The sequence below is a fragment of the Aquabacterium sp. genome, assembly GCF_044226965.1.
Taxonomy (GTDB): domain Bacteria; phylum Pseudomonadota; class Gammaproteobacteria; order Burkholderiales; family Burkholderiaceae_C; genus Pseudaquabacterium.
Genome location: NZ_JBGAGA010000011.1, coordinates 97,038 through 110,572, shown reverse-complemented (window position 1 = coordinate 110,572; position 13,535 = coordinate 97,038). Strand labels below are relative to the sequence as shown.

The 13,535-nt window shown below is 70.6% G+C and carries 12 protein-coding genes; 9 read left to right on the top strand and 3 right to left on the bottom strand.

The features are described from left to right. The coding region (locus ACILR4_RS07535; RefSeq protein WP_395700226.1) for a GNAT family N-acetyltransferase at positions 1-252 on the top strand (252 nt) is incomplete at its 5' end. A gap of 41 nt (positions 253-293) precedes the next feature. On the opposite strand, the gene ACILR4_RS07530 is transcribed toward ACILR4_RS07535, so the two are convergent. Both ACILR4_RS07530 and ACILR4_RS07525 read right to left on the bottom strand, forming a co-directional pair. Then, complete coding sequence (locus ACILR4_RS07530; RefSeq protein ID WP_395700225.1) at positions 294-1,433, bottom strand: PQQ-binding-like beta-propeller repeat protein; 1,140 nt, start codon at positions 1,431-1,433, stop codon at positions 294-296. A 3-nt stretch (positions 1,434-1,436) separates the two neighbouring features. Beyond that, positions 1,437-2,225, bottom strand: coding sequence for a carbonic anhydrase (locus tag ACILR4_RS07525; RefSeq protein ID WP_395700224.1), 789 nt, complete (start codon positions 2,223-2,225; stop codon positions 1,437-1,439). A 127-nt stretch (positions 2,226-2,352) separates the two neighbouring features. On the opposite strand from ACILR4_RS07525, the gene ACILR4_RS07520 reads away from it, so the two are divergent. From ACILR4_RS07520 to ACILR4_RS07500, 5 genes are all read left to right on the top strand, one after another. Then, complete coding sequence (locus ACILR4_RS07520) at positions 2,353-2,580, top strand: DUF1737 domain-containing protein (RefSeq protein WP_395700223.1); 228 nt, start codon at positions 2,353-2,355, stop codon at positions 2,578-2,580. Further along, positions 2,577-3,086, top strand: coding sequence for a hypothetical protein (locus ACILR4_RS07515; protein ID WP_395700222.1), 510 nt, complete (start codon positions 2,577-2,579; stop codon positions 3,084-3,086). Before ACILR4_RS07520 ends, ACILR4_RS07515 begins: the two co-directional genes overlap by 4 nt. A gap of 157 nt (positions 3,087-3,243) precedes the next feature. Then, positions 3,244-4,485, top strand: coding sequence for an efflux RND transporter periplasmic adaptor subunit (locus tag ACILR4_RS07510; RefSeq protein ID WP_395700228.1), 1,242 nt, complete (start codon positions 3,244-3,246; stop codon positions 4,483-4,485). Positions 4,486-4,503: 18 nt separating this feature from the next. Then, positions 4,504-7,665 carry an efflux RND transporter permease subunit gene (locus ACILR4_RS07505; RefSeq protein ID WP_395700221.1) on the top strand — a complete coding sequence of 1,054 codons (3,162 nt, stop codon included), beginning with the start codon at positions 4,504-4,506 and terminating at the stop codon, positions 7,663-7,665. Next, complete coding sequence (locus ACILR4_RS07500; protein ID WP_395700220.1) at positions 7,662-9,062, top strand: efflux transporter outer membrane subunit; 1,401 nt, start codon at positions 7,662-7,664, stop codon at positions 9,060-9,062. Before ACILR4_RS07505 ends, ACILR4_RS07500 begins: the two co-directional genes overlap by 4 nt. Before the next feature lie 60 nt (positions 9,063-9,122). Here the strand turns inward: ACILR4_RS07500 and ACILR4_RS07495 are convergent, their stop codons facing one another. Continuing rightward, on the bottom strand, positions 9,123-9,668 hold the full coding sequence (locus tag ACILR4_RS07495) for a TetR/AcrR family transcriptional regulator (RefSeq protein WP_395700219.1): 546 nt from the start codon (positions 9,666-9,668) through the stop codon (positions 9,123-9,125). 77 nt (positions 9,669-9,745) lie between these two features. Between ACILR4_RS07495 and ACILR4_RS07490 the strand changes: the two genes are divergently transcribed. The 3 genes from ACILR4_RS07490 (at position 9,746) to ACILR4_RS07480 (ending at position 13,529) form a co-directional block, all read left to right on the top strand. After that, positions 9,746-10,723 (top strand): NAD-dependent epimerase/dehydratase family protein, encoded by a 978-nt coding sequence (locus tag ACILR4_RS07490; RefSeq protein WP_395700218.1) that lies wholly within the window; start codon positions 9,746-9,748, stop codon positions 10,721-10,723. Between the two features lie 73 nt (positions 10,724-10,796). Then, positions 10,797-11,615 (top strand): class I SAM-dependent methyltransferase, encoded by an 819-nt coding sequence (locus ACILR4_RS07485; protein ID WP_395700217.1) that lies wholly within the window; start codon positions 10,797-10,799, stop codon positions 11,613-11,615. Between the two features lie 435 nt (positions 11,616-12,050). Next, positions 12,051-13,529 carry a PLP-dependent aminotransferase family protein gene (locus tag ACILR4_RS07480; protein ID WP_395700216.1) on the top strand — a complete coding sequence of 493 codons (1,479 nt, stop codon included), beginning with the start codon at positions 12,051-12,053 and terminating at the stop codon, positions 13,527-13,529. Positions 13,530-13,535: the final 6 nt, after the last annotated feature.

The following is a 13,535-nucleotide window of genomic DNA, read 5'->3' as shown; positions in this document are numbered from 1 at the left end:
TACCTCGGCTACTTCGCGTTTGCCGGCCACGAACGCCAGGGCCTGATGCGCGAGGCCTTGCGCCTGGTGGCGCGCCACGCCTTCGGCGCGATGAAGCTGCACCGGCTGGAAGCCAACATCCAGCCCGAGAACCAGGCCTCCATCGCGCTGGTGCGCAGCGGCGGCTTCGTCAAGGAAGGCTATTCGGCGCGCTACCTGAAGATCCGCGGCCGCTGGCGCGACCACGAGCGCTGGGCCCTGTTGGCCGACTGACGGCGGACTGAATCGCCCTGATGAGCACGCCACCCGGCGCGCTATTTCAGCGCGTCGCGCCAGTTCCGGTAGACGTCCAGGTCAAAGCCGTCGGGGTAGTTGAGGTAGCCGGGCAGGTGGCCCTTGACGCCCTTCACGCCGTACTGCCAGATGATGGCCTTGGTGTGGCGGTCGATGACGACCACGCGGTCATGCAGGTCGTCGGCCACGATGATGTCACCGGTGTCGGGCAGTTCGCGCGCCAGCGACGGGTGGTCCAACGCGCCCTCGCCGTCCTTGACGAAATACTCCCAGGTCTTCTTGCCCGAGGCCGGGTCGAAGATCACCACGCGCCCGGGTTGGCTGAAGTCGGCCACGATGACCTGCCGGCCGTCCACGGTGGGGAAGGCGTCTGATGGATAGCGGACGTCGGGCGCCTGTCGGCTCCACAGCACCCGACCGGCGCGCGTGATGCGCGAGAGGCGCGAACCGCTGATCTCGCTGACCAGGATGTCGCCGTTGTCCATCGGCGTGGCGCCATTGGGATAGGCCAGCTGCTGCGGTGGGTTGTGCCGGCATTGGCCGGTCTGGCCCCATTGCGTGGTGATGCGGCTGTCTTTCGGATCGACGATCAGCACGCGGCAGTTGCGGATGTCGGCGGTCAGGAACTGGCCGTCTTCCAACAGGTGCGCGTCGTCGGGGTAGTTCAGCAGATCGCCCTTGCCGCGCGTGTCCGGCATGCCGAAGGTCCATCGGATCGCGCGCTGCTCGTAGTCGACGATGTGGACGTCGTAGTTGTCCTCCTCGCTCACGGCCAGCAGCTTGCCGTCGTGCGAGAAGTTGACGTCCTCGTTGCCCCGGTAGACCTGGAGGTTGGGCGACGGAAACTCCCAGACGATGCGCTTGTCCGGCGTCACCTCGATCAGGCGGTTGTTGCGCCGGTCGGCGATCACGATCGGGTAGGGCAAGGGCTTGCCCCAGCTCGGCACCGGGTTTCGCCGCGTGCCCGTGGTGGGCGGCACGGGCGGCAGCACGACGCCGCTGCTGACCATGCCGGCCCCGGTCATCTCCGGCGTTACGGTGACCGGCACGCCCGGTGCTCGCGGCTTGTCGGCGGCTTCGGTCCGCCCGCAGGCAAGGCAGCACAGGCAGGCCACCAGGCCGATGACGTTCAGCCGCCGGGTGGAAACGGAAGTGGCCATGGATCATTCACTTTCAAGAATCGGGCGCCCGTTCAGGGGCTGCACCGGCCGGGCGTTGGCGGGGATCAGGGACTTGAGAAGCGCGAGTTGCGCGGCCGAGAGTTGCAGCGGCTGCTTCATGACCAGCCAGCGCACGCCCTCGGTACACGGCGGGCCGGTGAGCGAGCCGTCGTAGACGTAGTAGCCGCGCTGCGCCGGCAGCCATGCCGCGGCGTCCACGGTCTGGTGCGCCACCGTGTGCTCCGGCTGACCGGGCGCGCTCAAGTGCGGCAGCAACGCGGCCAGTGCGGGGTTCTCCTGTCCCACGCGGAACAGCAGCACCAGCGTCATCAACTGGCCCGACGGGCTCTTGTGCGTGAAGTGCATGCCCATCGCGAATTCCTCGCCCGCGATGCGGTCGCCCCCCGGCAGGTGGAAGTGGAACTGCTGCAGCGTGTAGCGCTGCCGGCCGACGACGAGCTGGCTGCGGTTGGCGAAGCGCACGCGCACCGTGTGGCCGTCATGGACCAGCCGCAGCGGCGCCGCGTGATAGTCGAACTGCAGGGACGGCAAGGGCCTGCGCAAGGGCGCGACGATGTCGATGGGCGATTGGCGCAGGCCCTGCTCGCACAGGCCAGCACGGGCGGCGCCCTGGGCGCCTTGGGCGCCTTGGGCGCCCACACCGGCCAGGACGCATGCGGCCAGCAAGGCACGTATCGCGTGCAGCCCCAACGCGCGCCCGGCCTGCCCGCGGGGCAGGACCGAGGTCCAGGCCTTGGGCGCCGCCGTGGCTGCAGGACCCGGATCGCTCATCGCGCCGCATTCTGCTGTTGCCGCACCGGCGCCCGATTGATGTACGTCATCCAGCGGGCCTCGATGCCCGCCAAAGCGCCGGCTGGGCATACTGCCAAGCTTGACCTCAACCCAGCCCGCACGCCCGATGAGCGCCACCAACCCACCCGACAACCTGCCCCCCTACCGCCTGCTGACCGGCCCCGACGACGCCGCGTTCTGCCGCCGCGTCAGCGACGCGCTGGCGCTGGGCTACAAGCTCTACGGCTCGCCGGCGGCCACCTTCAACGGCCAGCAGGTCATCGTGGCGCAGGCCATCGTGTGGCCCACGGCCGAGGCCTCGATCGCCCGGCCCGCCGAAGGCGCCCCGCGATGAGCACCACGCTGCAACTGCCCACCGCCGGCCTGTGGGCGGCCGTGGGCGCGTTGGTGGTCTGGCGCATCGTCAAGCGCGTGCGCCGCCTGGTCGGCCGGCAGACGCTGTCGCGCCCGCGGGCCTGGCTCACCGTGGTACTGCTGCCGCTGCTGTTCGGCCTGCTGCTGCTGGGCGCGCTGCCGCATCCGCTGAACGCCGCGGCCCTGCTGGCCGGCGCCGGCCTGGGCGCCGCGCTGGGCCGCTACGGGCTGAAGCTGACCCGCTTCGACACCACCGGCCCCGCGCCCACCTACACCCCGAACGCGCACCTGGGCATCGCCCTCTCGCTGCTGCTGGTGGCGCGCCTGGCCTGGCGTTTCGGCAGCCTGTACCTGGCCGGGGAATCGCTGCAGGGCCCGCCGACGGATCTGGTGCGCAGTCCGTTGACCTTGCTGATCTTCGGAACGCTGGCCGGGTACTACGTGAGTTATGCGGTGGGATTGCTGCGGTGGTCGGCCGGGCGTTGACCGCTACGCGACGGCCGCAGCCCGGTGCGGATCTGGGTAGACTCGCCTCGCGCCGGTGCTCCGTCCGCGCGCGTCGACAAGACGATGCGGCGTTGCCACCGGCGCCCGTTTTCGCGCTCGCGCACCTCGCTGCGGCGCAATTCCTGAAGGGTCTCGAATGACTGCGTTGCCCCCACCCGCAGCCCCCCTTGCCATGCACCGGGCCGCACTCGTCGCCGCGCTCGTGCTCGCCGCCGTCGGGCTCGCCGCGTGCGGAAAGAAGGAAGGTGCCGGCGCTGCGCCGCCCGGGGGCGGGGGCATGCCGGCGCCGCAGGTCGGCGTGATCACGGTCGCGCCACAGCCGGTCGGCCTCGCGACCGAACTGCCGGGCCGGCTCGAGGCCTCGCGCGTCGCGCAGGTGCGCGCGCGGGCTGCCGGCATCGTGCAATCGCGCCTGTTCCGCGAAGGCGGCGACGTGAAGGCGGGCCAGCCCTTGTTCCAGATCGACGCCGCGCCGTACCGCGCCGCGCTCGACAGCGCGCAGGCGGCGCTCGCGCGCTCGCAGGCCAACCTCGCCCAGGCGGCCGCGCAGGCCGAGCGCTTCAAGCCGCTCGTCGAGGCGAACGCGGTGAGTCGACAGGACTACATCAGCGCGGTCGCGGCGCAGAAGACCGCCGAGGCCGACGTCGCGGCCGGCAAGGCCGCGGTGCAGACGGCGCAGATCAACCTGGGTTATGCGAGTGTCACCGCGCCGATCTCAGGGCGCATCGGCCGCGCGCTCGTCACCGAAGGGGCGCTGGTCGGCCAGGGCGAGGCGACGCAGCTCGCGCTGATCCAGCAGATCAACCCGATGTACGTCAACTTCACGCAATCGACCGCCGACGTGCTGCGGCTGCGCCGCGCGCTGCAGAGCGGCCAGCTGCAGCGCGCCGGCCAGGGCGAGGTCGCGCAGGTGCACCTCGTGCTGGAGGACGGCACCGAATACGGCCGGCCCGGCAAGCTGCTCTTCACCGACCTCAGCGTCGACCCGACCTCGGGCCAGGTGACGCTGCGCGCCGAGGTGCCGAACCCCGACGGCGTGCTGCTGCCCGGCATGTACGTGCGCGTGCGGCTCGTGCAGGCCCAGTTCGAAGGCGCGATCCTCGTGCCGCAGCAGGCGGTCACGCGCTCGAACCAGGGCGACACCGTGCTCGTCGTCGGTGCCGACAACAAGCCGGCGCCGCGCCCCGTGAAGATCGGCTCGGCGCAGGGCTCGAGCTGGGTCGTGCTCGACGGGCTGAAGGCGGGCGAGCAAGTCATCGTCGACGGCTTCCAGAAGATGTTCGCGCCGGGAGCGCCGGTCAAGCCGGTGCCGTGGACGCCGGCCGGCGCGGCCTCGGGCGTGCCCGCGGCGCCCGCCTCGGCGGCTTCGAAGGCCTGAGCGCGAGGCAAACGCACCATGGCCCAGTTCTTCATCGACCGGCCCATCTTCGCGTGGGTCATCGCGCTGTTCATCCTCGTCGGCGGCAGCGTCGCGATCACGCAGCTGCCGGTCGCGCAGTACCCGCCGGTGGCGCCGCCGTCCATCGTCGTCTCGGCGGTGTACCCGGGCGCCTCGGCGCAGACGCTGGAGAACAGCGTCATCAGCGTCATCGAGCAGGAGATGAACGGCTCGCCCGGGCTGCTCTACATGGAGTCGGTCAGCCAGGCGAATGGCAGCGGCTCGATCACGCTGAGCTTCCAGCCCGGCACCAGCCCCGACCTCGCCCAGGTCGACGTGCAGAACCGCCTGTCGCGCGCCACGCCGCGCCTGCCCTCGGCGGTGACGCAGCAGGGCGTGCGGGTCGACAAGGCGCGCTCGAACTTCCTGCTCTTCACGATCCTGTCGTCGGACGACCCGAAGTGGGACCCGATCGCGCTCGGCGACTACGCGTCGCGCAACGTGCTGCCGGAGATCCAGCGCCTGCCCGGCGTCGGCCAGGCGCAGCTGTTCGGCACCGAGCGCGCGATGCGCATCTGGGTCGATCCGGCCAAGCTGGTGGGCTTCAGCCTGTCGGCCAACGACGTCAACGCGGCGATCCGGGCGCAGAACGCGCAGGTCTCGTCGGGCACCATCGGCGAGCTGCCGAACCTGCCGGGACAGGCGATCTTCGCGACGGTCGTCGTCGACGGCCAGCTCGCCAACGTCGAGCAGTTCGGCAACATCGTGCTGCGCTCCAACGCCGACGGCTCGACGGTGCGGCTGAAGGACGTCGCGCGCATCGAGCTCGGCGCGCAGAACTACGCGACCTCGGCGCGGCTCAACGGCAAGCCCTCGACCGGCATCGGCGTGCAGCTGTCGCCGACCGGCAACGCGCTCGCGACGGCGAAGGCGGTGCGCACGCGCATGGACGAGCTGGCGCGCTACTTCCCGCCCGGGATGAAGTACGTCATCCCGTTCGACAGCTCGCGCTTCATCGACATCTCGATCCGCCAGGTCGCCGAGACGCTGCTCGAGGCCGTCGGGCTGGTCTTCCTGGTGATGTTCCTGTTCCTGCAGAACTGGCGCTACACCGTGATCCCGACGATCGTGGTGCCGATCGCGCTGTTCGGCACCTTTGCCGTTCTGCTCACGCTCGGCTTCTCGATCAACGTGCTGACGATGTTCGGCATGGTGCTGGTGATCGGCATCGTCGTCGACGACGCGATCGTCGTGGTCGAGAACGTCGAGCGCATCATGAGCGAGGAAGGCCTCGCGCCGCGCGCCGCCGCGCGCAAGGCGATGGGCCAGATCCAGGGCGCGATCGTCGGGGTCACCGTCGTGCTGATCTCCGTGTTCGTGCCGCTCGCGTTCTTCACCGGCTCGGTGGGCAACATCTACCGCCAGTTCTCGACGGTGATGACGGCCTCGATCGGTTTCTCGGCGTTCATGGCGCTGTCGCTGACCCCGGCGCTGTGCGCGACGCTGCTCCAGCCGGTCGAGGCCGGCCACCACCACGAGAAGACCGGCTTCTTCGGCTGGTTCAACCGCGGCTTCGCGCGCTCCGCCAGGGGTTACGAGAGCCTGGTCGCACGCATCCTGAAGCGCGCGGCACGCTACCTCTTCATCTATGCGGCGGTCATCGGCGCGGTGTGGGTCCTCTTCGCCCGGCTGCCGGCCTCGTTCCTGCCCGCCGAGGACCAGGGCTACATGCTCGTCAACGTGCAGCTGCCGCCCGGCGCGACGGTCAACCGCACGCTGCAGGTGATGCAGCAGGTCGAGGGCTTCGTCCTGAAGCAGCCCGAGGTGCAGAGCATGGTCTCGGTGCTCGGCTTCAGCTTCTCGGGCCAGGGCCAGAACGCCGGCCTCGCGTTCGTCACGCTGAAGGACTGGAAGGAGCGCGAGGGCGCCGCGCACACCGCGCAGGCGGTGGCCGGGCGCACCTTCGGCGCGATGATGGGCGTGCGCGACGCCTTCATCTTCCCGCTCAGCCCACCGCCGATCCCCGAGCTCGGCACCGCGTCGGGCTTCGCGTTCCGCCTCCAGGACCGCGGCGGCAACGGCCACGCGGCGCTCGTGCGGGCGCGCAACCAGCTGCTCGGCATGGCCGCGCAGAGCAAGGTACTGACGAGCGTGCGCCCCGACGGCCTGGAGGACGCGGCGCAGCTGCAGCTCGACATCGACCGCGACAAGGCGGCCGCGCTCGGCGTCTCGTTCGACGCGATCAACGCGACGATCTCGACCGCGCTCGGCTCGGCCTACGTCAACGACTTCCCGAACGCCGGCCGGCTGCAGCGCGTGATCGTGCAGGCCGACGCGCCGGCGCGCATGCAGCCGGCCGACCTGCTGGCGCTGAACGCGCTCAACACGAAGGGCCAGCCGGTGCCGCTCGCGGCGTTCGCGACGACCCGCTGGATCACCGGCCCGATGCAGACGATCCGCTACAACGGCTACCCGACGATGCGCATCGGCGGCGACGCCGCGCCGGGGTATTCGACCGGCGACGCGATGGCCGAGATGGAGCGCCTGGCCGCGCAGCTGCCGCAAGGTTTCGCATTCGAATGGACCGGGCTGTCGCGCGAGGAACGTGCCGCCGGCAACACGGCGGGGCTGCTCTACGCGTTCTCGCTGCTCGCGGTGTTCCTGTGCCTCGCGGCGCTGTACGAGAGCTGGTCGATCCCGCTCGCGGTGATCCTCGTGGTGCCGCTGGGCGTCGTCGGCGTGCTGCTCGGTGCGAGCCTGCGCGGCTTCTCCAACGACGTCTACTTCAAGGTCGGCCTGATCACGATCATCGGACTGTCGGCGAAGAACGCGGTGCTGATCATCGAGTTCGCGAAGGACCTCGTCGCGCAGGGCAAGGGCATCGTCGAGGCGGTGCTCGAGGCAGCGCACCTGCGCTTCCGGCCGATCATCATGACCTCGATGGCCTTCATCCTCGGCGTGATGCCGCTCGTGCTCGCCTCCGGCGCCGGCTCGGCGAGCCAGCGCGCGATCGGCACCGGCGTGCTCGGCGGCATGCTGACCGCCACGGGCTTGGCGGTGTTCTTCGTGCCGGTCTTCTTCGTCGTCGTGCGGCGCATCTTCAAGGGCAGCGAACGCCAGCGCCGCATCTACGCGCACGAGCTCGACAAGGACGGCGGCAACGCAGGAGGCCAGGCATGAGCCCGCGCCGCATGCTCGCCCGCCTCGTGCCGTTCGCCGTCGCGGCGCTGGGCGCCGGCTGCATGTCGCTGGCACCGGAGTACCAGCGCCCGAACGCGCCGGTCGCTGCCGCCTACCCGGGCGATGCGACCGGGACGAACCGGCCGGCCCACGACATCGAATGGCAGGCCTTCTTCGCCGACGAACGGCTGCGCCGCCTGATCGCGCTGGCGCTGCAGAACAACCGCGACCTGCGCGTCGCTGCCGCGTCGATCGAGCAGGCGCGCGCGCAGCTGCAGGTGCGCCGCGCCGACGTGTACCCGACCGTGAACGTCGGTGCCGCCGCGGCGCGCCAGCCGAGCGTCGTCAACGGCAACGAGAACACGAGCTACAGCGTCGGCCTCACGCTCAGCACCTGGGAGCTCGACTTCTTCGGTCGGCTGCGCAGCCTCAACGACGTGGCGCTGTCGCAGTTCTACGCCGCCGAGGAGTCGCGCAAGGCCACGCAGATCAGCCTGATCGCCGCGGTCGCGTCGGCCCACCTGGCGATCCAGGCCGACGACGAGCTGCTCGAGACGACGCGCGAGACGCTCGCGACGCGCGAGGACTCGTTCCGCCTGACGAAGCTGAAGTTCGACCATGGCGCCGCCTCCGAGCTCGACCTGCGCCAGGCCGAGTCGCTGCTCGAGGGCGCCCGCGTGACGCTGGCGCAGACGCGGCGCCAGCGCGCCCTCGACGAGAACGCACTCGTGCTGCTGGTCGGCCAGAGCCTGCCGAGCGACCTGCCGCCCGCGCTGCCGCTGGCGCAGCAGAAGCTGCTCGCCGACGTGCCGGCCGGGCTGCCTTCCGAACTGCTCGATCGCCGGCCCGACGTGCGCCAGGCCGAGCGCCAGCTCATGGCGGCGAATGCGAACATCGGCGCGGCGCGGGCGGCCTTGTTCCCGCGCATCACGCTGACCGGCAGCGCCGGCACCGCGAGCTCGGAGCTGTCGGGGCTGTTCAAGTCCGGCTCGTTCGCGACGACGGTGGCGTCGCAGCTGCTGCTGCCGATCTTCGATGCCGGCCGCAACCAGGGCAACCTGCAGGCCGCGCAGGCGGGGCGCGACATCGCGCTGGCGCAGTACGAGAAGGCGATCCAGAGCGCGTTCCGCGAGGTCGCCGATGCGCTCGCCGGACGGGCGACCTTCGGCGAGCAGCTGCGTGCCCAGCAGGCGCAGGCCGCTGCCGAGGAGGTGCGCACGCGGCTCGCGGACCTGCGCTACCGCAACGGTGCGGCGAGCTACCTCGACGTGCTCGACGCGCGGCGCTCGCTGTTCGCGGCGCGCCAGGCGGTCGTGCAGGTGCAGCTGCAGCAGGCGCAGAACCTGGTCACGCTCTACAAGGTGCTCGGCGGCGGCTGGACCGACCCGGTGAAATGAAGGCCCCGCCGGCGGGCTCGCGGCGATCGACTTCGCGAGCGCCAGGCGCCATCGACGCCGCTAGGGCGCGGGACGAGACAACTCGGCGACCACCGCGTTGAACAGAAGGTCGCTGGCCGCTTCGACATCCTTGCGCGCCGTGCCGAGATGCACCAGCGCCAGGGCGCCGTTGGATGCCGCCCACACCGCTCGGGCCGCCGCGTCCACCGGGCCGCGAAAACGCCTCAGGTCCACGAGTCGCTGCACGCGCCCGTGCATCAACGCATAGGCCTCTGCAACCAGCGCGGGTTGCGCGCGGGCGTGGTGTGCGAACAGCGCATGCAACGCGGGCCGCTTGAGCGCGAAGTCCAGCGCCAGGTCCCAGCCCGCGCGCAACTGGTCCAGCGGATCGGCCGAGGCCGGTGGCTGCTGCTTGCGTCGCATGAAATTGGCCAGTCCGCGCTGAACCAGCGCCCGCTCCAGCCCGTCCTTGTCGCCGAAGTGGTGGTACAGCGTGGGCGCCTTCACGCCCGCGGCCTCGCAAACCGCTCGCGTGGTCAGTGCGGACTGGCCCTGCTGCTCGAGCAGTGCCTCCGCCGCGTCCAGGATCGCCGTTTCGGTGTCCATCGGTGCCGTCAGGGTCTCTTGACCAAGCTATATCGTTGATATACGCTTTCTATATCAACGATATAGAAAGCAGCGCCATGGCTCCTACCTGTCTGATCACCGGCGGCTCCGGATTTGTCGGCGGCCGACTCATCGAACGACTGGTTGCTCGCGGCTGGCAGGTTCGTGCGCTCGCGCGCAGCGCAGAAGCCATGCGAATTGTAGGCAGGCGCGGTGCGCAGGCGGTGGCGGGTTCGCTGGACGACGCGTCGTCACTGGCCGCCGCGACCGCCGGCTGCGACGTCGTGATCCACGTGGCCGCGCTCTTCAAGTTGTGGGGCGATCCTGCCTGGTTCGAGCGAGCGAATGTGCAAGGCACGGCCAAGCTCCTGCAGGCCGCGGCGGCCGCGTCCGTCAAGCGCTTCGTCCAGGTCGGTGCCGCCGCGGTGGTGATGGGCGACCTCGGGCCGATGCTGCGCGCCGACGAGTCGCTGCCGCGCCAGGAGCGCGCCTGGGCCCCCTACAGCGCCTCCAAGGCTCGCAGCGAAGCCTTGGTGCAGGGTGCGAACCGGCCGGGCGTGTTCGAGACCGTGGTGCTGCGCCCGCCGATGATCTGGGGGGCCGGCATGCCCACGCTGGACCACATGGTGCAAACCGTGCGCGCCGGCCAGTTCCGCTGGGTGGGCGATGGTTCCCAGGCCATGTCCACCGCGCATGTGGACAACGTCTGCCACGCGGTCGAGCTGGCCCTGGAAAAGGGCCGCGGCGGCGAGGCCTACTTCGTCAGCGACGGTGCCGACAGCACGCTGAAGCAGGTCATCTCCGGCCTGCTGCAGACCCGCGCCATCGAGCCGCCGCGCGCTTCCGCGCCCCTGCCGTTGGCATGGGTCCTGGCCGGCGTGATGGAGTGGATGTGGCGCGCCTTCTCGCGTCCTGGCGAACCGCCCATCACGCGCCAGATGCTGCGTCTGATCGGCCAGCCCTTCACGCTGGACATCGGCAAGGCCCGGCGCGAGCTGGGCTACCGACCCATCGTGACCTGGGAGCAAGGCCTCAGGGCGATGCAAGGCGCCTGAAGCCGGCCGGCATCGGCTATCGTTGCCCACGGCGCTGGCGATGGCGCTTGTATTCAACGAAGGGAATGCGCCGATGACCACATCCGACTTGAAGGGGCTGCGCCCCGCTGTCGCAGCGGCGGTGCTGTGCGTCCTGGCAGGCTGCGCTGCAGCGCCCGGTCCACAGGCGCCGACGGCGCTGAGCGCGCCCCAGATTGCCGCCATCGTCGCCAGCGCCGACCGCACACCGGCCGACCGCGAGAACGACAAGCGGCGCAAGCCCGAGCAGTTCCTGCACTTCATCGACCCGCGCCCCGGCATGGTGGCGCTGGACCTGGTGGCCGGCGGCGGCTACACGACCGAACTGCTGGCCCGCGCCATCGGCCCGACGGGCCAGGTGTTCGGGCAGGCGCAGCCGCGCGACCCGAGCCGACCGGCCGCTGCCGGGGCGCGCCCGCCAGGCGCCGGTGTGCTGGACCGCGCGGCCCGGCTGGTTGGCGCCCAGGTTCCCGCAGCGCCGATCCACCTGGCGCTGCAGCGCCTGGTGGACCCGGTACCGCCCGAACTGCAGGGCAAGCTGGACCTGGTGACGCTGATGTTCAATTACCACGACCTCGGCTTCCTGGGCGAAGGCCGCGCGCAGATGAACCGCGCCGTGTTCTCGGCACTGAAGCCTGGCGGCCTCTATGTCATTGCGGACCATGCCGGCCGAGCGGGCACGGGCATCTCGGAGTCCACCACCTTGCACCGCATCGAGGAAGCCTTCTTGCGCCACGAGGTGGAGGCGGCCGGCTTCCAGTGGGTCGAATCGGGCACCTTCCTGCGCAACCCTGCAGATCCACGCGACAAGGAAACGCCGGACCCTCCGATGCCGAAGGACGAGTTCGTCCTGAAGTTCATGAAGCCCCGATGAGGCTCCTCTCGTTGGTTAGTCTACAGGTCCCTGGTTGGACTGTCTGCTCCCCATCTGCCTCCTAGGACGCGAGTCCTTTTGCCATGGCTCCCAAACGCTGGCAAGCGTGGCCGCATGCCATATTTGGGGAAAGCCAGGACTCGGCCATGTCCAGTCACTCGTCACAGGCCGCTTCCTGGCGTCTCAGGAGTGTCCGGACGCTGGGCTTGCGCTGCGCGTCCAGGCGGGACCGAGCGGCTTGTCGCCTGCGCGCGTCGGGGATGCCGCGATCCGGTGGCATCCATGGCCCGCCGCAGGCGCGGCCGCCCCCCTCCAGCAGGCCGTCCTGGAACCACCCGGCCCAGTCCCGATGCTTGCATCGCGCCGCACAAGCCCTAGACTGCGACGACGCCACCCCACCCAGCCGGCAGTCGACCGAGGCGCGGTGCCGACACCATGCGTGATCGCCCCACCGCCGCCTCCACGAGGTTCGAACTGCTCGCTCAGGAACTCGAGCAGCAGATCGCTGCCGGGGTGCTGCGCGCGGGCGATCGCTTGCCCTCCGTGCGGCAGACCTGCGCCAGCCGGGGCGTGAGTCCGAGCACCGTATTCCAGGCCTACTACCTGCTCGAGTCCCGCGGCCTGGTGCGCGCAGCGCCGCGCTCGGGCTACTTCGTCCTCGCACGCCCCGACGGGATGCTGCTGGCCGAGCCGCAGACCTCGGAGCCGCAATCCGGATCGCAGGCCGTCGAGGTCAACGACCTGATCTACGCGTGCCTCGGCGCCGCGCGCGCCCGCGACATCGTGCCCTTCGGTTCCGCGTTCCCGAGTCCCGTCCTGTTCCCTCTCGATCGGCTGCGCCGCGCGCTGGTCTCGAGCACGCGGCGGCTCGAGCCCTGGAGCATGGTCGAGGACCTGCCGCCGGGCAACCTGCGGCTCAAGCGCGAGATCGCCAAGCGCTACCTGCGTCAGGGCATGACCGTGGCCACCGACGAGATCGTGCTGACCCACGGCGCGATGGAGGCGCTGAACCTGTGCCTGAACGCCGTGACGCGGCCGGGCGACGCGGTGGTAGTGGAGTCGCCGACCTTCTACATGGCGCTTCAGGCGCTGCAGCGCCTGGGCCTGCGCGCGATCGAAGTGCCCACCCATGTGCGCGAGGGCATCGACCTCGGCCGCCTGGCGCAGGTGGTCGAGCTCTACCGCCCGCGCGCCTGCTGGCTGATGACGAGCTTCCAGAACCCGCTCGGCAGCCTGATGCCCGAGGCGAAGAAGCGCGACCTCGTCGAACTGCTAGCCCGCCACGACGTGCCGCTGATCGAAGACGACGTGTACGCGGAGCTCTACGAGGGCCCCGCGGCACCGCTGCCGGCCAAGGCCTACGACCGCCGTGGCCTGGTGCTGCACTGCTCGTCGTTCTCGAAGTGCCTGGCGCCGGGTTACCGCGTCGGCTGGGCCGCGCCCGGCCGGCTGGCGCGCGAGGTCGAACGGCTGAAGTTGATGACCAGCCTGTCCGGATCGATCCCGGTGCAGGCGGCGCTGGCCGAGTACCTGCAGGAAGGTGGTTACGACCGCCATCTGCGCAGCCTGCGCGAGTCTCTGCGCACGCAACGCAACAGCCTGTTCGAGGCCGTGAACCGACACTTTCCGGACGGCACGCGCGTGGTGCGGCCCGCCGGCGGTTACTTTGTGTGGGTCGAGCTGCCCGCCGGCATCGACGCGATGGCGCTGCACCGTGCCGCGCTGGCCCAGCGCATCAGCCTGGCGCCGGGGCCGATGTTCTCGGCGCGCGCCGAGTTCCAGCACCACATCCGGCTGACCTGCGGCCAGCTCTGGGACGATTCGCTCGAGCGCGCCATGCGCGTGCTGGCACGGCTGGTCGCTGACGCACCTCGCGCCGCCGCCACCGCTGAGGCTGCACCGGCAACGGTCTGATCCGGT

Bases quoted from the DNA above. Each gene is read 5' to 3' on its own strand.
- ACILR4_RS07515 (WP_395700222.1), top strand. From the start codon at position 2,577: ATGAGCACCACGCTGCAACTGCCCACCGCCGGCCTGTGGGCGGCCGTG.
- ACILR4_RS07520 (WP_395700223.1), top strand. From the start codon at position 2,353: ATGAGCGCCACCAACCCACCCGACAACCTGCCCCCCTACCGCCTGCTG.
- ACILR4_RS07530 (WP_395700225.1), bottom strand. From the start codon at position 1,433: ATGGCCACTTCCGTTTCCACCCGGCGGCTGAACGTCATCGGCCTGGTG.
- ACILR4_RS07485 (WP_395700217.1), top strand. From the start codon at position 10,797: ATGACCACATCCGACTTGAAGGGGCTGCGCCCCGCTGTCGCAGCGGCG.
- ACILR4_RS07490 (WP_395700218.1), top strand. From the start codon at position 9,746: ATGGCTCCTACCTGTCTGATCACCGGCGGCTCCGGATTTGTCGGCGGC.
- ACILR4_RS07525 (WP_395700224.1), bottom strand. From the start codon at position 2,225: ATGAGCGATCCGGGTCCTGCAGCCACGGCGGCGCCCAAGGCCTGGACC.
- ACILR4_RS07495 (WP_395700219.1), bottom strand. From the start codon at position 9,668: ATGGACACCGAAACGGCGATCCTGGACGCGGCGGAGGCACTGCTCGAG.
- ACILR4_RS07500 (WP_395700220.1), top strand. From the start codon at position 7,662: ATGAGCCCGCGCCGCATGCTCGCCCGCCTCGTGCCGTTCGCCGTCGCG.
- ACILR4_RS07510 (WP_395700228.1), top strand. From the start codon at position 3,244: ATGACTGCGTTGCCCCCACCCGCAGCCCCCCTTGCCATGCACCGGGCC.
- ACILR4_RS07480 (WP_395700216.1), top strand. From the start codon at position 12,051: ATGCGTGATCGCCCCACCGCCGCCTCCACGAGGTTCGAACTGCTCGCT.
- ACILR4_RS07505 (WP_395700221.1), top strand. From the start codon at position 4,504: ATGGCCCAGTTCTTCATCGACCGGCCCATCTTCGCGTGGGTCATCGCG.